General features: G+C 42.9%; 17 protein-coding genes and 1 pseudogene. 6 read left to right on the forward strand and 12 right to left on the reverse strand.

Annotation, left to right across the window (positions count from 1 at the left end):
* Positions 1-170: 170 nt before the first annotated feature.
* Positions 171-986: pseudogene (locus FTV30_RS13215) on the forward strand (OmpP1/FadL family transporter); the annotation flags it as partial.
* A gap of 82 nt (positions 987-1,068) precedes the next feature.
* On the opposite strand, the gene thrH reads toward FTV30_RS13215, so the two are convergent.
* The gene (thrH, locus tag FTV30_RS13220) at positions 1,069-1,686 is read right to left on the reverse strand and encodes a bifunctional phosphoserine phosphatase/homoserine phosphotransferase ThrH (protein WP_180001743.1); all 618 of its coding nucleotides are present in this window, start codon (positions 1,684-1,686) and stop codon (positions 1,069-1,071) included.
* A 204-nt stretch (positions 1,687-1,890) separates the two neighbouring features.
* Between thrH and FTV30_RS13225 the strand changes: the two genes are divergently transcribed.
* Complete coding sequence (locus FTV30_RS13225) at positions 1,891-2,625, forward strand: phosphoadenylyl-sulfate reductase (RefSeq protein WP_180001744.1); 735 nt, start codon at positions 1,891-1,893, stop codon at positions 2,623-2,625.
* Between the two features lie 464 nt (positions 2,626-3,089).
* Positions 3,090-4,472: a wax ester/triacylglycerol synthase family O-acyltransferase gene (locus tag FTV30_RS13230; RefSeq protein ID WP_180001745.1), complete on the forward strand. Its 1,383-nt coding sequence runs from the start codon at positions 3,090-3,092 to the stop codon at positions 4,470-4,472.
* 207 nt (positions 4,473-4,679) lie between these two features.
* On the opposite strand, the gene FTV30_RS13235 is transcribed toward FTV30_RS13230, so the two are convergent.
* The 6 genes from FTV30_RS13235 to FTV30_RS13260 all read right to left on the reverse strand — a co-directional run bounded on the left by FTV30_RS13235 (position 4,680) and on the right by FTV30_RS13260 (position 9,434).
* On the reverse strand, positions 4,680-4,853 hold the full coding sequence (locus FTV30_RS13235) for a PA1571 family protein (protein WP_005096185.1): 174 nt from the start codon (positions 4,851-4,853) through the stop codon (positions 4,680-4,682).
* Between the two features lie 132 nt (positions 4,854-4,985).
* Entirely contained in the window at positions 4,986-6,440 is a 1,455-nt protein-coding gene (gene rng, locus FTV30_RS13240; RefSeq protein WP_005096179.1) for a ribonuclease G, read from the reverse strand.
* A gap of 41 nt (positions 6,441-6,481) precedes the next feature.
* Complete coding sequence (locus FTV30_RS13245) at positions 6,482-7,048, reverse strand: Maf-like protein (protein WP_180001746.1); 567 nt, start codon at positions 7,046-7,048, stop codon at positions 6,482-6,484.
* A complete protein-coding gene (gene mreD, locus FTV30_RS13250; RefSeq protein ID WP_005096176.1) occupies positions 7,036-7,527 on the reverse strand; it encodes a rod shape-determining protein MreD in 492 nt (163 codons plus the stop codon). The genes FTV30_RS13245 and mreD overlap by 13 nt, the downstream gene beginning before the upstream one ends.
* The gene (gene mreC, locus FTV30_RS13255; RefSeq protein ID WP_005096172.1) at positions 7,514-8,371 is read right to left on the reverse strand and encodes a rod shape-determining protein MreC; all 858 of its coding nucleotides are present in this window, start codon (positions 8,369-8,371) and stop codon (positions 7,514-7,516) included. Before mreC ends, mreD begins: the two co-directional genes overlap by 14 nt.
* Before the next feature lie 16 nt (positions 8,372-8,387).
* Positions 8,388-9,434: a rod shape-determining protein gene (locus tag FTV30_RS13260; protein ID WP_004279360.1), complete on the reverse strand. Its 1,047-nt coding sequence runs from the start codon at positions 9,432-9,434 to the stop codon at positions 8,388-8,390.
* A 132-nt stretch (positions 9,435-9,566) separates the two neighbouring features.
* Here FTV30_RS13260 and gatC point away from each other — a divergent pair, with 132 nt between their 5' ends.
* Genes gatC through gatB form a run of 3 tightly spaced genes read left to right on the forward strand, consistent with a single transcriptional unit; the run spans position 9,567 to position 12,905 of the window.
* Positions 9,567-9,881, forward strand: a complete 315-nt coding sequence (gene gatC / locus FTV30_RS13265; protein ID WP_005096170.1) for an Asp-tRNA(Asn)/Glu-tRNA(Gln) amidotransferase subunit GatC — start codon at positions 9,567-9,569, stop codon at positions 9,879-9,881.
* A gap of 52 nt (positions 9,882-9,933) precedes the next feature.
* The gene (gene gatA / locus FTV30_RS13270) at positions 9,934-11,412 is read left to right on the forward strand and encodes an Asp-tRNA(Asn)/Glu-tRNA(Gln) amidotransferase subunit GatA (protein ID WP_180001747.1); all 1,479 of its coding nucleotides are present in this window, start codon (positions 9,934-9,936) and stop codon (positions 11,410-11,412) included.
* Positions 11,412-12,905: an Asp-tRNA(Asn)/Glu-tRNA(Gln) amidotransferase subunit GatB gene (gatB, locus tag FTV30_RS13275; RefSeq protein ID WP_180001748.1), complete on the forward strand. Its 1,494-nt coding sequence runs from the start codon at positions 11,412-11,414 to the stop codon at positions 12,903-12,905. The genes gatA and gatB overlap by 1 nt, the downstream gene beginning before the upstream one ends.
* Positions 12,906-12,953: 48 nt before the next feature.
* Here gatB and FTV30_RS13280 read toward each other — a convergent pair whose 3' ends face one another.
* From FTV30_RS13280 to tnpB, 5 genes are all read right to left on the reverse strand, one after another.
* Positions 12,954-14,252 carry a hypothetical protein gene (locus tag FTV30_RS13280; protein ID WP_180001749.1) on the reverse strand — a complete coding sequence of 433 codons (1,299 nt, stop codon included), beginning with the start codon at positions 14,250-14,252 and terminating at the stop codon, positions 12,954-12,956.
* A gap of 281 nt (positions 14,253-14,533) precedes the next feature.
* On the reverse strand, positions 14,534-15,022 hold the full coding sequence (locus FTV30_RS13285; protein WP_005172120.1) for a hypothetical protein: 489 nt from the start codon (positions 15,020-15,022) through the stop codon (positions 14,534-14,536).
* A 464-nt stretch (positions 15,023-15,486) separates the two neighbouring features.
* On the reverse strand, positions 15,487-16,443 hold the full coding sequence (locus tag FTV30_RS13290) for a hypothetical protein (RefSeq protein ID WP_180001750.1): 957 nt from the start codon (positions 16,441-16,443) through the stop codon (positions 15,487-15,489).
* Positions 16,444-17,060: 617 nt separating this feature from the next.
* Positions 17,061-18,665, reverse strand: coding sequence for an IS66 family transposase (locus FTV30_RS13295; RefSeq protein ID WP_180001751.1), 1,605 nt, complete (start codon positions 18,663-18,665; stop codon positions 17,061-17,063).
* Positions 18,666-18,739: 74 nt separating this feature from the next.
* The coding region (gene tnpB, locus FTV30_RS13300; RefSeq protein ID WP_257228928.1) for an IS66 family insertion sequence element accessory protein TnpB at positions 18,740-19,137 on the reverse strand (398 nt) is incomplete at its 5' end.

A 19,137-nucleotide genomic window follows, 5' to 3' on the forward strand; every position in this document is an offset into this window, starting at 1 on the left:
GATCCATGCACGCATGGCAGTCTTGAATAAATTCACAGAATTAGGTCGCCCTCATACCCAAGTTGTCTCTTAAATTTGAGTAGCTTAAGGGAACTCAGCCTTTCAAACCTTTATGCAACAAAGCCGATGCAAAGTATTCTTCAGTTGCCGGATCTTTCGGTAATGGTGCAGAGGGTACTTCTGTTGAAGTTGATACTAATAATCTAACAGCGCTGATTGGTTACCAACCCAACCAAAACTGGAATTTTTATGCAGGTCCCGTATATCAAACAGTTGAAGGAAAAGTTTCATTACGTGGTGCCGCATACGGTGGTACTCATCTATTAGGTGGCTACGACATAGATCTTAAAGAAAATGATGCTTTCGGTTGGATTGCAGGTGCCGCATACTCTATTCCTGAAATTGCACTTAGAGCTGCTGTCACTTATCGCTCTGAAATCAAGCATGAACTTGATACTTCAGAAACATTTGCCCTAGGTGCTGTTGTTCGTCCTAACTCAAACACAGAAGTTGTTACACCTCAGTCTGTAAACATTGATTTACAATCAGGTGTTGCTAAAGACACCTTAGCTTTTGCAAATATTCGTTGGGTACATTGGGATCAATTTGCAGTTAAACCTACATATTTAGCTGCTGCAACACAGGCTGCAAGAGGCAAAGCACAAAACCTAATCGACTATTCAGATGATCAGTGGTCTATTACAACAGGTATCTCTCATAAGTTTAATGATAAATGGGCTGGTTCAGCTTCTGTTGGTTATGACTCTGGTGCAGGCAACCCTGTTACGACTCTTGGCCCAGTAAATGGAAACTGGAGTATTGGATTAGGCGCGCAATATAGCCCTGCACAAAGCTATTTCATTGCTGCTGGCGTACGTTACCTATGGTTAGGTGATGCAGATGCACAAACAGGTGGGAATGTTGTTGGTAGCTTTGAAGATAACAGTGCTCTTGCATATGGTATGAAAATTGGCTATCGTTTTTAATTAATCAATGTTAACTAACATTGAAATTCAATAAAAAATGGCGCTAATTGCGCCATTTTTTTATTATTTTAAAATAAAAATATTAAGCTGGAATATCTCGAACTGAGGCATTGCGAATTGCCTCTTTTAAAGCTTCATAACCATGAATTGCAGGGAATTGTGGGAATTCTTTAATCACATTTTCTGGTGCATCAAACAAAAAGCCTTTATCCGCCTCACCCAGCATAGTGGTGTCATTATAAGAATCACCTGCAGCAATGACACGGAAGTTCAAACCATGCAACGCTTTCACTGCTTGACGTTTTTGATCTGGCTGACGCAATTTATAAGCCGAGATCATGCCCGCTTCATCTGTTTCCAGTTTATGACAGAAAATAGTTGGCCAATCCAGCTGCTTCATTAGTGGATGCGCAAATTCATAGAAAGTATCTGAAAGAATAATCAATTGAAAATGCGTGCTTACCCATTTCACAAACTCTTTTGCTCCTGGGAACGGCCCCATTTCTGCAATCACTTCCTGAATATCATTCAAGCCTAAACCGTGCTGTTTTAAAATATTCAGACGTTGGGTCATTAGCACATCATAGTCAGGAATGTCACGAGTCGTCGCTTCAAGCTCTTTAATACCGGTTTTTTTGGCAAAGTTAATCCAGATTTCTGGAACCAACACACCTTCTAAATCTAGACATACGACTTCCATGAACATTCCCTCTAAGTTGTATTGAAAAAATTTTGCACTATCATAGCTGAAGCAACAGATTTTGTACTGTACTTTTTTAAATCTATTTTTTTCATAAGTATTTATTTTTTAGTGATAAGTCAATTAAATCAATTCTATTAAAATAGAGGTGAAATTAATTAATATAGGCCATGTCCTTTCCAAGCCTATATCGCCAGGATTCTCATGACCATCATTCCTACTATTGATCGTATTGATGCACTTGCATCTGAATATGCAGATAAATCGCCCAATGAAATTTTGGCACTTGCACTGAGCCAGCAAGGTGAAATTGCGATTTCATTTTCTGGGGCCGAAGATGTTGTATTGATTGATATGGCCTCTCATCTGGGTAAACCATTCCGGGTATTCAGTCTGGATACTGGACGTTTACATGCAGAGACCTATCAGTTTATTGAGCGGGTGCGTAAGCATTATAATATCGAGATTGAAATCTGCTTCCCCGAAACTGCAGACGTGCAAAATCTAGTGACGGCAAAAGGTTTATTCAGTTTCTTTGAAGATGGCCATCAGGAATGTTGCGGTATACGCAAGGTTCAACCACTGCGTAAAAAACTGGCCACGCTGGATGGCTGGATTACTGGTCAGCGCAAAGACCAAAGTCCGGGTACACGCAATGAAATTCCTGTGGTTCAGGCCGATCCAGGTTTCTCCGGTCCTGGAAAGCAGTTGATTAAGTACAATCCTCTAGCCAACTGGTCCAGTGCAGATGTCTGGAGTTATATCCGTATGATGGAAGTACCTTATAATACCCTGCATGAGAAAGGTTTTGTTTCAATTGGCTGTGAACCTTGCACCCGCCCTGTGCTGCCAAATCAGCATGAACGCGAAGGCCGCTGGTGGTGGGAAGAAGCCACCCATAAAGAATGTGGCTTACATGCTGGCAATCTAAAAAAATAAAGTTAAGTTTTATCATTCCTATTGATTGAAAGGCTATTTTTTTAATAAAGATAGTCTTTTTTAATTGATAATTTTACATTTAGTGACAAGATAGAAATTACCTTTTATCGGGATAATATTATTTTAATTAAAGAATTGATAAAATTTTAGCTCATTGATTTATTTGCATAAAATGTGAAATTGAACACAATGCTATTCTTCTAATAACACATAATTATTAAGTTACACTCCACTTCGCCTAGAAAATACTATTTTTAGAAATCTATTTTAAAACTAAAATTTTCACATTTCATAAACTTAGGAAGATATTTTGTTCTTGTCAATAGCCACTTTTTCACAGTTGAGGCAAGATAAAGCAGTTCATTTATATGCTAAAAAAGATATACTTTAAAAACTAAAGTAATAATTCTAACAAGGCCTTTTAGCAAAAAAGCCATAGAGAATGCAGTGAGGCAATCCACGCTATGCGTCCATTACATCCAATTGATTTTATTTTCTTAACTTTAGAGAAACGGCAGCAGCCTATGCATGTAGGTGGACTATTTTTATTCCAAATTCCCGACAATGCGTCAGCTTCCTTTATTCAGGATCTAGTCACGGATATCCAAAATTCGAAATGCTCTCCAATCCCACCTTTTAACAATTATTTAAACGGCCTGTTTTGGGATGAAGACCAGGAATTTGATTTAGATCATCATTTTCGTCATATTGCCCTGCCGAAACCGGGTCGTATCCGTGAATTGCTCACTTATATTTCACAAGAACATAGTGCGCTGATTGATCGTGCCAAGCCTTTATGGACCTGTCATATTATTGAAGGAATTGAAGGTAATCGTTTTGCCATGTATTTCAAGATCCATCATGCGATGGTGGACGGAATCGCCGGCATGCGTCTGGTCGAAAAATCGCTGTCGCATGATCCGAATGCCAAAAGTATTGTGCCACCGTGGTGTGTTGAAGGGCCACGCGCCAAACGCCTTAAAGCACCTAAGGTCAATGCTTTTAAAAATGTCCTGCAAACCATTAAAGGCCAACTAGAATGCGCACCACGCGTCGCTTATGAGCTGTCTCAGACCGTTATGAAGGATATGGGGCGCAATCCGGATTATGTGTCCAGTTTTCAGGCACCAAGTTGTATTCTGAACCAACGTGTCAGTGCTTCGCGTCGTTTTGCGGCACAATCCTTTGAATTTTCACGTTTACGGCATATTTCTAAAGCATTGGGCGTCACGATTAATGACATGGTACTGGCCATCTGTTCAGGTGCACTACGTGAATATTTACTATCACAAAACGCTTTACCGAAAAAACCATTAATTGCTATGGTTCCGGCCTCGGTTCGAAGTGATGATTCGGATGTTTCCAATCGCATTACCATGATTCTGGCCAATCTGGGCACCCATAAAGAAGATCCTCTGGAACGTCTCAAAATTGTACGTGGCAGTGTACTGAGTGCCAAGGAACGTTTTAAACGCATGAATGCCAATCAGATTTTAAATTATAGTGCCTTTGTCTATGGTGCAGCCGGTCTGAACATTGCATCCGGTTTAATGCCAACGCGCCAGGCATTTAATGTGATTATTTCCAATGTACCCGGCCCTCAGGAACCGCTATATTGGAATGGTGCACGTCTCGAAGCGCTTTATCCAGCCTCAATTGTACTAGATGGGCAGGCTTTGAACATTACCATGACCAGCTATCTGGACAAACTGGAAGTCGGCTTAACCGCATGCCGTAATGCCCTGCCGAAAATGCAGAACCTGCTGACGCATCTTGAAGAAGAAATCCAGCGTTTTGAACGAATTGTAGATGGTGAACCTGTCCCAAAGTTACAGGCGGTGAGCTAGCCGCGGATCAATAAATAGAATATATAAACTGAAAAAAGTGTTGATCATTTTTGCCAGTCCTAGCGCACATAATTAAGGGGCTCATAGAGCCCCTTGGTTTTATTTTTTAACATCGTTTTAAATTTATTTTATATTTTTGGGATGATGCATCCATTTTTGATTGCCTAGAATTTATTTCAATCTGCACAAGATTCTGTATCGGTAGCATTAGCTTTTGATGGTACGACACTGTTGTAATAATTGATGGCAGGCATTACGAATCATGCTGGCGGTAATCTGGACTTCATTACCGCGCTCATCGACGATATATCCTGCATGTACAGTCTTTGGTTCTAATACGTGTTTTAGGCCTTTATTAATTACTGCTTTACTCATATTCATAACACACTCCTTTTGCTAAGCCTGAAACTGGGAGAAACGGCTTTGGCTAATTCATGCATCTAGTATTGTAAATAACAGCACCAATGTAAAATTTCAGATGTAACAAGTGTTTAACGATATTCTGTTACAATTTCAGCTGAGAATGATATCGTATTGCTCTTGCGTATACAGATTTTCTACTTGGAACTTAATCACGCGATTAATGAAATGCTCTAGATCAGCGACTGCTGGGGCCTCTACTGTTAGTAAACGATCAATTACAGCGGGATGCGCGACAACAGTAAAGCCACTCTGCGACTCATAAGCACGTGCATAACGCAGAATTTCTCTGAATATTTCGTAACATACTGACTCGGCTGTTTTGACATAACCACGTCCCTGACAAGTCGGACAGGATTCACAGAGTAAATGTTCCAGTGACTCACGGGTACGTTTTCGGGTCATTTCCACCAGACCCAGTTCAGATACCTGAGTAATCTTGGTTTTAGCATGGTCACGTTCCAACATGCGCTCAAACTGTTTCATCACTTCTTCACGATGCTGCGCTTCCTGCATATCAATGAAATCAATGATGATAATTCCACCCAGATTACGCAGACGCAACTGACGTGCAATGACCTGAGTCGCTTCCATATTGGTTTTAAAAACAGTGTCTTCCAGTGAGCGACCACCCACATAAGAGCCGGTATTGACGTCAATGGTGGCCATCGCTTCGGTCTGATCAATCATCAGATAACCGCCCGACTTCAACGCAACACGAGTTTGCAGCGCCTTTTGCAGATCTTCTTCAACATTATATAAGTCAAAAATTGGACGCTCGCCCGGGTAGTGCAGTAAGCGGTCTCGCATATTCGGCACGAATTCTTCGACAAACTCTTGCAGCTTGGCATGAATTTCACGTGAATCGACGTAGATTTTTGCAGTTTCTTCATTGGCCAGATCACGAATGATCCGTTGTGGTAAAGGCAATTCTTCAAAGATCAGCGAGGGAACTGCAATAATCTTCTGCTTACGCTGGATATATTCCCAAAGCTTGGCCAGATAAGCCATATCTTGGGCAATGGCTGCTTCTTCAATACCTTCAGCAGCGGTACGTACAATCACTGAGCCTGGCAGCTTATGCTCGGCCTGAATCCGCTCAATAATCGAACGCAAACGATTGCGCTCTTCCTCAGATTCAATTCGCTGCGACACCCCAATATGATTGCCATAAGGCATCAGCACCAGATAACGCGAAGGAATAGACAAATCCGTGGAAAGACGGGCACCTTTGGTACCCAGCATATCTTTCATCACCTGAACCGTGAGGATTTGACCGGGCTGAAGCAGTTCAAAGACATTTGGGGTGGGCTGCTGGCGCGGCCAGACCATATCATTGATATGCAAAAATGCCGTTCTGGACAGACCAATATCCACAAACGCAGCCTGCATACCCGGCAAGACCCGTACCACTTTGCCTTTATAGACATTACCGACCAAGCCACGCTTGGCCGTACGCTCGACAAACAGTTCATTGACCGTGCCGTTTTCAATCAACGCGACCCGACATTCCATCGGCGTGACGTTAATCAATAACTCGTCAGACATAATTACACTCAAAACATTATAAAAATTCTTTTTATCAGCAGTTAATTTAGTGCCTTAACTGTCTGTAATAACTGTACGGTTTCATAGAGCGGCAAGCCGACCACATTGGAATAGCTGCCTTGCATTTTTGGAATATAACGTGCTGCAATTCCTTGAATCGCATAAGCCCCGGCTTTACCCAGCGGCTCACCTGTGGCCCAGTAACTTTCCATGTCTGCGGCACTCAGGATTTGAAATTCGACCTGCGTACGTACCACTATACTGTATTTTTCATCTTTTGTACGAACACAGACACCGCTATAGACATCATGCCACCGACCGGAGATTTTTGTCCACATTTCAATGGCATGTTGCTTGGATTCTGGTTTACCCAAAATCTCACTATCGACCCCCAGACTGGTATCCGCAGCAATGATGATTGCATCTGGATAACGCTCGGCCACTGCATCAGCCTTGGCTCGTGCCAGACGTTCAACATAAGCCGCGACGGATTCACCTTCACGCACAGATTCATCGATATCCGGACTGTAGATATCAAAGCTCAGTCCGAGCTGCTGTAATAACTCACAACGCCGAGGTGAGCTGGAAGCGAGAACTATATGCGCCATTTTTTCAACATATAATAGAGAACAGGCCAAACCAGAATACTGGTCAGCATTGGAATCCAGTGCCGGGCAAAAGAAAATTGCACGCCTGCCACAATCTGGGCAAAAAAGATCATCAGCAAATGCGCAACAATTGCCAGCCCCGTAATCACCCAGAGATTATTAAAGGTCAGGATACGGCGTTCACGCGTCAGGAATCGGGCTAAAAAGGCAATAATAATAAAGCTGAGGGCATTCAGACCTAAAGGTGCGTCCAGCAGCAAATCAATAAAAATACCGGTACCAAAGGCAAACCAGATCCCACACCAGGTCGGCTGACACAACACCCAGAATAGCATCACCATCAGCATGAACAGCGGACGCCAGCCCGAGAGGGTATAAGAAAGTGGATAGACCATCAAAATCGAAGCCACGATCACCGAAATGACGATGGCAAATAAGGGATCACGATGCTTTCTGGATTTCATCTTAGCGATTGACATGCGGTTGCTCCATCGCCAATGAATCGGAAAATAACACCACCACATGATGACCACCGGCCAGCTGCGCGGCTGGCGTTACATCAATCTGGGCAAATTCACCTGAATTATGTCGTTGTACTTTGGACACCTGCCCCACCAGATAACCTGCCGGAAAATGTTGGCCCAAGCCGGAACTATAGACTTTTTCCCCGACCTTGATATTGGCACTGGTCGGTACATATTCCATTTTCAAACGTCCCAGATCACCCGTCCCCGAGACAATGGCACGCATTCCGGTATGTTCCAGACGCACTGACAATGAATGTTCTTTATCAGACAACAGCATGACCCGGCTACTATGCGGATAGACATTAATAATCTGTCCCATAATCCCCTTGTCATCCAGTACCGTTTGCCCGACTTTCAGCTCGTTATTTGAACCCCGGTTGATCACAATGATATGTCTTAAAGGATCGGCATCGGTGCCAATCACTTCCGCAATTTCAATACGCCCGTCAATGATCAGTGGTGTATCGAGCAGACCGCGCAAACGGGTATTTTCAGCAGAAAGTTCAGAGATTTTTTGTAAGCGAACTTGCGCCTGCAACAACTCAGCCTGCATCGCGGTATTTTCCCGACGCAACTGAACTTCAGACTTGGTTTGTTGATTCAACCACTCTCGCGACAATACCGGATAACTGGCCACAGCATAAATAGGATTATAGGCCGCGTACAGGACATCCCTTGCAGGTTGTACAACATGTGGCATGCGCCAATCAAAGAAAAGCACCACCAAGCATGTTACCAATGCAATGATAAAAGAGCGAAAAGATGGCGGTTGTCGAGAAAACAGATGTGCTTGCACCCGCCGAATCCTTTTCTTAGCCTACGAATAACATGTCATGATTTGGATTGTCGAAAAATTCGAGTACCTTGCCACCACCACGGGTTACACATGAGAGTGGATCTTCTGCCACCACAACCGGCAGGCCGGTTTCTTTGGCCAGCAGCTTGTCTAGATTACGCAGCAATGCACCACCACCGGTTAACACGATACCGCGTTCAGCAATATCCGAAGACAGCTCAGGAGGTGTGTGTTCTAATGCTGATTTCACCGCAGAGACAATGTTTTGCAAAGGATCTGAAATGGCTTGAGTCACTTCGTCTGAGTTAACCACAATCGCACGTGGTACACCTTCTGCAAGGTTACGGCCACGAACTTCAATTTCAAGCGGTTTAGCACCTTCATCTGGCAAGGCCATGCCCACTTCTTTTTTGATCACTTCTGCCGTGGTTTCACCAATCACACAGCCATGCGCCTTACGCACATAGTTAATGATCTGCTCATCAAAGACATCACCGCCAATCCGTAAAGAATCTGCATAGACACAACCCTGCAGGGAAATGATCGCAATTTCAGTGGTACCACCACCGACATCGACCACCATTGAACCACAGGCCTGCTCAACTGGCATACCTGCACCAATGGCCGCTGCCATCGGTTCTTCGATTAAACGGACATCACGTGCACCAGCATTAAATACCGCTTCACGAATAGCACGACGTTCAACCAGCGTCGATTTACATGGTACGCACACCACCACACGCGGTGCCGGAGTAAACAGACGGTTTTCATGTACTTTGCGAATGAACTGATTCAGCATGGTTTCAGTGACTTCAAAATCCGCAATCACCCCATCTTTCATGGGGCGGATTGCTGAGATATTGGCTGGGGTACGACCTAGCATTTGTTTCGCTTCAAGACCTACAGCGGCAACAATTTTATGTGAACCACTATGACGGATAGCTACAACCGTGGGTTCATTTAATATAATGCCTCGTCCTGGCGCATAAATAAGTGTATTTGCAGTACCTAAATCAATGGCAAGATCTGGCGAAAACAAGCCTATTAGTCGTTTTAGAATCACGGGGACGTTCTCAATTAAACTTTATATGGACGCAAGGTGGCAACTTTAACTAAATGTGATGATTTGGACAAGTCAATCGCTTATCATAACGCATGATAATTTGAATTTTTTTAATACTGATTAGGTAATATTATGTCTACATCGGATGCACAGCATTCTGCAGATTTAAGTGCAGAAACAGTTTCAGCCATTGCCCACCTTGCAAGGTTATCTCTCAATGATACGCAATCTGCTGAATATGCTCAAAGTTTAAATAAGATTTTAGGCATGATGGACACATTGAAAGGCATCAATACCGACGGAATTGAACCGCTGAAGAGCCCTTTCGACCATCCTCAGCCACTACGTGAAGATGTGGTCTCAGAAAGCAATCATCGCGAGCAATACCAAGCAGTTGCACCTGCTGTTCAGGATGGTTTATACCTCGTACCGCGCGTGATTGAGTAATTACTACCCAGTTCATTCTTTTTATTAAATTAAACGTAAAGAATTATTTCTCATGACAGATTTACATCGCTTATCCATTCGTGAACTCAGTGAAGGTCTGGCAAATGCCCAGTTTTCATCTCGCGAATTGACTGAACATTACTTAAAGCGTATTGCAAAAATTGATGTTCAAGTAAAATCATATGTAACCGTTACGCCTGAATTGGCATTGGCAGAAGCTGATGCGGCTGACACACTGCGTAAGGCAGGTGGTGCAAGTGTGTTAACAGGCGTACCAATCGCGCATAAAGACATTTTCTGTACTCAAGGCATCAAAACCACTGCCGGTTCTAAAATACTGGACAATTTTATCTCTCCTTACGACGCCACCGTTGTCGCGAAAGGCAAAGCTGCGGGCCTGGTGACTTTGGGTAAATTGAACATGGACGAATTCGCCATGGGTTCGACCTCTGAAAACTCATATTACGGCGCAACGACTAACCCTTGGAATTTAGACCATGTCCCTGGCGGTTCTTCAGGTGGTTCAGCAGCAGCTGTTGCAGCGGATCTGGCACCCTTCGCTACCGGTACTGACACCGGTGGCTCTATTCGTCAACCTGCGTCATTCTGTGGCCTGACTGGACTTAAACCGACCTATGGTCGTGTGTCGCGCTTCGGTATGATTGCCTATGCATCATCACTCGACCAAGGCGGCCCGATGGCACGCTCGGCGGAAGACTGTGCCTACCTGATGAACGTGATGGCCGGTCATGATGCCAAAGATTCAACGTCAATGAATCAAGTGGTTGATAACTATGTGGCGAACCTGAATGATACATCCGTCAAAGGTTTACGCATTGGTATTCCAAAACAGTACTTTAATGTTTCCGGCCTAGCTGAAGATGTTAAAGCACGTGTCGAAGAATCATTGAAAAAGTTAGAAGACATGGGCGCTACGCTGGTTGAGATCGACCTCAACATGACCGAAAGCTACGTTCCGACCTACTACCTGATCGCACCTGCTGAAGCATCTTCTAACTTACAACGCTTTGACGGTGTGCGTTATGGCTACCGCTGTGAAAATCCAGTGGACTTGATGGACTTGTACAAACGTTCACGTTCAGAAGGTTTTGGTGCGGAAGTGCAACGTCGTATCCTGATTGGCACATATGCGTTATCCGCGGGTTACTACGATGCATATTATGTGAAAGCACAAAAAGTACGTCGCCTGATCCAGCAAGATTTCCTTAAAGCCTTTGAATCTGTCGATGTGATTGCTGCGCCATCTGCGCCAACCACAGCCTATAAAATTGGTGCGGATTTGACTCCGGTTGAAATGTACCTAGGCGATATTTATACACTTGCAGTGAACCTGGCAGGTCTTCCTGCGATTAATGCGCCTGTTGGTTTTGACCAGAACAACTTGCCAGTTGGCTTACAGTTGATTGGGAATTACTGGTCAGAATCGCAATTGTTGTCTGTGGTGCATCAGTATCAGCAAGCAACCGATTGGCATACACAACGCGCGGCAATTGCTGAGGAGAATGCATAATGGCTCAAGCTCAAAACAATTCTACAAAAGCGGCTAAACCAAAATCTAACCTGATTGAGGGTTGGGAAGTCGTTATTGGTATCGAGATTCACACTCAGCTTGCCACCAATACCAAAATTTTCTCAGGTTCATCGACTGTTTTCGGTAATGATCCAAACACCCAAGCCAGCCTGGTTGATTTGGCCATGCCGGGCGTATTGCCGGTATTGAATAAAGAAGTGGTGGATCTTGCGATTCGCTTTGGTTTGGGTATCGATGCCTATATTGATCAGGCCTCCGTATTTGCGCGTAAAAACTATTTCTACCCGGATTCGCCAAAAGGCTACCAGATTAGCCAGATGGACAATCCGATTGTGGGCTTGGGTCATATCGACATCCAGCTTGAAGATGGCACGGTTAAACGGATTGGCGTAACCCGTGCGCACCTTGAGGAAGATGCAGGTAAATCGATTCATGACCAGTTCGAAGGTATGTCAGGCATTGACTTAAACCGTGCAGGTACGCCGCTGCTTGAAATCGTATCTGAACCAGATATGCGTTCGGTTGAAGAAGCGGTTGCTTATATTAAAGCGATTCATACGCTGGTGCGCTGGTTAGGCATTTCTGACGGCAACATGGCAGAAGGTTCGTTCCGTTGTGACTGTAACGTGTCTTTACGTCGTCCGGGTCAACCCTTCGGTACGCGTTGCGAATTGAAAAACCTGAACTCATTCCGTTTTATTGAACAAGCGATCAATGTTGAAATTGAACGTCAAATGGAAATTCTGGAATGGGACGGCACCATTGATCAGGAAACGCGTTTATTCGATCCTGTGAAGATGGAAACGCGTTCAATGCGTTCAAAAGAAGAAGCCAACGATTACCGTTACTTCCCTGACCCTGACTTGTTGCCTGTGGTGATTGCGGATGAACAAATCGAAGCAATCAAAGCCACCATGCCTGAGCTGCCTGCGGCACGTCGTGCGCGTTTTGTGGCGGACTTTGGCGTGACTGAGTACGATGCTCACGTTCTAACGCTTACTCGTGAAATGTCAGAGTTTTATGAAGAAGTCGTGAAAGCTGCTGGCGGCGCTGCACAAGGTAAGATTGCTGCAAACTGGGTGATGGGCGAATTCTCAGGGGCGCTCAACAAAGCAGGCCTAGATCTTCAAGATTCTCCTGTTTCTGCGGAAAAACTTGGCGGCATGATCGCACGTATTGTCGATAACACCATTAGCGGTAAGATCGCGAAACAAGTGTTCGGCTTTATGTGGGATGAAGGCAAAACTGCGGACGAAATTATTGCTGAGAAAGGCTTGAAACAGGAAACTGATACAGGCACGATTGAAGCAATCATTAAAGAAGTGCTTGCTGCCAACGAGAAGATGGTTGAAGAGTATAAATCTGGTAAAGAGAAAGCTTTCAACGGTCTAGTTGGTCAAGTGATGAAAGCGTCTAAGGGTAAAGCCAACCCTGCTCAAGTGAATGAGTTGATGAAGAAATTGATTGGTTAAGCTAATCAGTTTTGAAAAAGAAAACCCGCTTTAGAGCGGGTTTTTATTTTAAGTTAAAGATGGAATTAATTCTTCATTGCCATCAGTAAATCCATCTAAACCTGTAAAGTCATAATTTGAATCATTCTCTAATATTTTTTCTATTACTATTTTATGATCTCTCTTTGCTTTCGCTCTATCATAACACTGTGAATTTTGGTTAGCTTTACTAGTTAAATTTTTCAATTGTTGAAAACTAAAATTTTCCAAGTAAGGGCGTATTAGTTTATCAAATCTATAATTGGCTGAATCAAATGATCCTGAAAAACAATATCCATCAATACAATAATCATAGAACTTATCCTTACAGCGATACTCCTCAGCTTCACTTTCAATAATTTCAAAGTTCGATAATGAATAATTACTTTTGTTTTTAATTAAAAAATCAATGTAATCAACAATACGTTTAAATTTAATTAATTGAAACTGGCTGTCGCTACTTTCAATAATTTTGGATATAGTTTGAACAGAATTTTCACTAAAATATTCAAAGCACCATCTATTTTTCAGCAAAAAAATGAGCAGTGATTTTTTTAAATTGTCATCTAATTTAATATCAGAAATATAATCTTTCTCTTGAATTAAAAATTCAATAAAAATTTGTTTTTTCTTACTAATTATAATATTCAGAATATCTAAATTAATTTCTGTATTAAGTAGTGTTTCTGGGTTATCTATCCTGAAAATAAACTTCCATAATGTTTTTAAAAATTTGAGTAATACAGCATTGGGCATTTTTGAAAGAAACTTGTGTGAAAAATAGCGATCTCTTTCTTCATAATCCACTAGCGTATCTTTAATATTATTTAAATCTTTTAATATAACTTCAATAATTTTAGATGAAAATAAAGCTTCTTTAGTTAGTACACTTTCTAAGGCATTCCTTATTAAACTGTAAACAGTCTCTTTTGTTGGAGAATGCAACAAATCGGTGGAAGTAATAACTGGATGTGCTGAGACATGTCTCATTTTTTGTAAGTGTTCTAAATTAGCAACTTCGAACGTCTCAAAAAACTTTATTTCTTTATGAAATTTATCAACTATCTCTGACTCCCATTTAGATGATTTAGAATCTTTTTGTTGTTCTAATCGAATATAATCAAGTATCTGAAGTGCTTTAGGATCATTATAAATACTATCTAATTCATTAAGCTTATGCACAAGATCAGTTACTACCACCGACCATAACATCACTGTTGCAGAACGATAGTTACCCATTGCATAAGAGGAATATACTTCCTTAAACAATTCTTTCGTATACGGATTTTTAATATTTTCAATTGAATCATCTATTGAGAAATAACCCATTTTCATCCTCCTAATTTACGATTTAATCTAGCACAAACAACTACATATTCAATTAAATGACCATTAAAAAAGTATCCTCTATCCCCAAACTCGAAGACTTAGGACGTATTCAACTCTCAAAGTCTTTCTTTATGCGTGATTTATAGAATCCCTCTAAATCTCCCTTTAAAAAAGGGAGACTTTGTCATGTGATTAATTTGATACACGTGGTTCCCTCTCCTTTGACAAAGGAGAGGGTTAGGGAGAGGATTTACTAGATCAAAAAGAATCTTACATCCCTCTTACAATCCCAACTTATTCAACAAATCCGGTGTCAAAAAAGTCTGTGCCACACGATTCAAATCGATATAACGCAGCACACCTTTGAGCTGATTATTGATTTCAGGATTCTTTAAAATTTCCTCGCCTGTGGTTTTACCCAAAGCCTGAAAACTATCGCCCACAGCCTGTAAACCTTCAGCTTGAATCACCGCCTTGGTCTGTGCTGAACATTGCTCCACTAAAATGCGCTGCAACACCGTCGCCAGATTCTTGTCTAATGCTTCCTTTTGAGTCGCAGTCACATTGCTAAAAGCCTTTAAGTCCGGATGATTGCCCAATGCCACAAATGTCCATTGCAAGACCGTGGTTTTATCAGTGGCTGTAGTGGACTTCATCAAACAGTCACTCAGCTGATCGACCGTTGGGCCCGCCATCGTAACCTGTGCTGCTCCCAATAATGCTGCACCTAGAAAAAATGAACGAATACGAGAAGAACTTTTTAAACCCATCACCACTTCCTTTTAATATGACATCAGCATTTTGGCGCTGAAAATAGTTTCTTTGTATCATGTAAAAAGGAAATATACTGATAGAGCTCTGTAAAACCTGAACTGGATTTAAAATTAATTCAGATGAAAAATTTCATCCCATCATGCTATTCATCAGATGATGATATTGATCGAGTAAACTTAGCGTTATTATTCAAATTAAAACAATAAAAATAATCATGATGACTGCAAACACCTTTAACAGCATCCTTCCTTGGAGACTGGTTGTGTTCTTTAGCTTGACCGTATTGTTATTGATCCATCCTGTTTTTCGAAGATGGATGTTCGAATCGCGCGACCTGCCCAGCAAACGCAGTCGGATCTCATCCTCTATATCCGACCTGATTGAACTGATTTTTTATCCCATCTTCTGGTGAATCAAAATCATCATACGGATTCTGGATTAAATGCGTTTAGTTCAGTGCTTATTTGATCTGTCTCAACATATTCTTCGCACCACTATGATTATAGTTATTAGACAGATTCTGTAGCACACGCTTGGCCTGAGCTTTAGCATTCGGGAAACGGTTGGCATAGGCCGGAATCCCGTTCAAACAGCGAGCAACCAGCATACCAGATTCGGTATAAACCCGAGTTCCCTCAGTCCCCTGCAATTTGCCATAATTGTAGGCACGCTGCGCATTATTGCAGGCATTATTCAGGTTCTTGCCACTATTAATATCACGGCGTGCTGCCACATAGAGCTTCATCTGCTGCTGTTGAGGTGTTTCTACCACTGAAGCTCTCACGGGGACTACCGTCGTCGCGATCTGTTTTTTCTCTAGCTCTTTTCTTTCTAATTCCTTTCTCTCTAATTCTTTCCTTTCCTGCTCTTTACGCGCTGATTCTTTAAGTTCATTCGTGCTCTTCGTTACAGGCGTTTTTATCGATGCAGCAGTCTTTTTCTGGGTAGCAACAGTGTTCTTATTTGCAGCAAGGTAAAAGTTTCTTGCCTCAGTCGCACTCATCAACTTGGTCAGCAATCGAACGCTACGGTTCTGGCTGGTTTTATCGACCTGTCGTTCAGAAACCGGCTCGATCGAGACGAGCCAGCTTTCAGCCAGGCCATCCATACGACATTGATAGGCACCGCTTCCCTGTACCACACCTCGGTTTGTACTCAGGCGTTTGCGTTGGGCAGGATCTGCCACTGCATTAAAATTACTTCTATACAATAGGGAAAATTTACCGCCTTGTTCATGACAATATTGCATCAGGATCGAACGCGGATACATGGCCTGAGTGCTGTTATTTTTCTGTGCTTGCCCCCAAAGATAAATATAATCTTTTGCACTGCCATCACGTTGATTCAAAGCCCGCTTGGCGATTAGCTCTTCCGGACTGGCAAAAGGATGTAAAACCCCTGATTTCAGCCGACTCACGCTATTACATCCCGCCAAGCCTATTGCCCCTATTATTAGAATTATTACGTTTAGCTTCACAGCAAATATCTCAACCCCAGATTCCCGTATAACATAGCCTAAATAGCAGCAAACAACAAACACAAGATGTTGATAAGTATCAAATTTAAAAGATAAAAAGGAGGCACATCATTCACAACCCTATACATTATGCCAAGCCTCAGCCTATAAAAATTGAGATAAGCATCCTTCTGGCGCATAGTTAAAGGATAAATAACAGCGGGACTGAATCAGAAATAAATAGAACACCACATAAAAAGCCGAAGAAAGATAGCAATCTTTCTTCGGCAGCTTATTCAGGATAACGGTACAGATCTTTATTATCATGTGTAAAAAATTACTTTTACCCTCTATAGCATTGTCTGAACAAGATCAGCATCAGAATAATTTCCTCAACGTACACTTCTTATTTTTATACGTTAAACCGCTGGAAATTAAACTCCATCTTCGCTGGTCATTAAGATTCTAATCAGGAAAACCAGACCTGAATACCCCTATATTGGGATGTTTTGCTCCTATTTGATCTGATCTGACCAACGGTCAGATCGTAAGCGTCCGCTGAACCCCATGCCTATTTTTTAATTTGAGTTGGATTTCCAGCGATGTGGTAGTAATTCTTCTATTTGGGTCGCTTTATGCGTCGGCAGCCTTTTCAGCACATCACTGAGATAGGCATACGGATCCAACCCATTCAGCTTTGCTGACTGGATTAAAGTCATGATATTTGCCGCTCGCTGTCCACTGCGCAGCGAACCTGCAAACAACCAGTTCTTACGGCCCAATGCCCAGGGACGCATTGAGTTCTCTGCCCAGTTATTGTCAATGGGTAGATTGCCATCATCCAGATAGCGGCTTAAGGCTGGCCAACGCTTCAGACTGTAATTGATGGCCTTGGCGGTTGGAGAACTCGATGGCACCGTCAGATAATGTTGGTTGAGCCATTCATACAGTTGTTGCATCACCGGTTGGCTATGCTGTTGCCGGTATTCGCGGCGATGTTCTGCTGTACCATCGGTCTTTTTCCTGAGTTCTGCTTCTATGGCATACAGTTTCTGAATCAGCACTAATGCCTGTTCAGCGATCTGACTTTTCCCGGTCACATGCAGTTCATGGAATTTACGACGTGCATGTGCCATGCAGCCCACCTCAATGACCTGGCCTGATTTAAAGCGTGCTTTATAACCACTGTAATCATCACAGACCAGATGACCCTGCCAGCCATTCAGGAACGCTTCAGCATGCTGACCTGAACGACTATCCTGAAAGTCATAGATCACTGCCTGAACTGGATTGTACTGTGTAGTGGCATAGGCCCAGACATAACCTTTCTTCGGTTTTTTCTCATCATCACCCATCCGCATGATGGTGACCGGCGTTTCATCGGCATGGATCACCCGCTGTTGCAGCACCACCTGTTTTAAGGCATTGGCCAGAGGTTCCAGTTCCACACCGCAGCGACCAATCCAGTCAGATAAAGTAGATCTGGACAGATCAATGCCCGCCCGCTGATAGATCAGGCGCTGACGGTACAGCGGCAAATGATCGGCATACTTCGATACCAGCACATGGCTGAGCAATTCAGGTGAAGCAATGCCTTTATCAATCACATAGGCAGGCATCGCTTGCTGAGTCAGAGTGTCGCACTGATCACAGACCCATTTGCCACGGACATGCTGTTCCTTGTAGAACTGTGCCGGTCTGAAATGCAGTTTTTCACTGATATCTTCGCCGATACGACGTAACTGGCAGCCACAACTGCATTGGGTTGATGCAGGTTCATGCTCAATACGGATGGTGTGTAGATGATCTGGCAGCAGTCGACGTTTAGGTTTGTTGACTGTGGCTTTCTGTGTCACTGCATCGGTTTTATCTGCATTTAATCGTTCTAATTCTAGATCAACGGCTGCGATATCTTCTTCGACCGCTTCGTCCCATAGATGGATTTGTTTTGCGGTAAGATGTTCGTTTTTACTGCCGAATTTATGATTTTTAAACAGCGCCAGTTCATGCTCGTATTTTTGATTGAGAATAGAAAGATGCTGAACTTTGGCATCCAATTGCTGGTTTGATTTTTCTAATTCTTGATTTGATTGTGCCAGAGACTGATGCTGCATCGCCAACTGCCGGGTAAATTCCAGCAGTTGTTCATGGGTCAGTTGGCTTAAATCAGGCAGCATTTTCATGACCGCAGTATGCCTGAGGTCATGACGCAGAGGAAATAGAACGTTTGGAGAATAGCAGAATGTAGCAGCCTAGTTTAGAGCATTGTTACCACTTGCTGTCGTCCAATGCGCTGCCAGGGCAAACCCTGAATTAGTGCCTGTAACTGTTCTGGACTGAGAGCTACGTTTTCACCCTGGTGAACTTTAGCCCAGTGGAATTTTCCCTGTTCCAGCCGCCGGGCACACAGCCAGATGCCCAGTCCATCATGTACCAGCACTTTCATGCGATGGCCACGTTTATTACAGAACAGGTAAGCACAATGCGGTTTAATGTAGCCAAAGGCTCTCACCACCTGAGCCATGATAGTATCCATCCCTGCTCGCATATCCAGAGGTTGGGTAGAAAGCCAGATTTCATCAATGCGGATCATGTTGCAAGTGCCTTGAGTAATTCTGCTAAAGCAGATATTTCTGATACTTGCCATTTCAAGCC

This window comes from Acinetobacter sp. YH12255, assembly GCF_013417355.1.
Lineage (GTDB): Bacteria > Pseudomonadota > Gammaproteobacteria > Pseudomonadales > Moraxellaceae > Acinetobacter > Acinetobacter pseudolwoffii.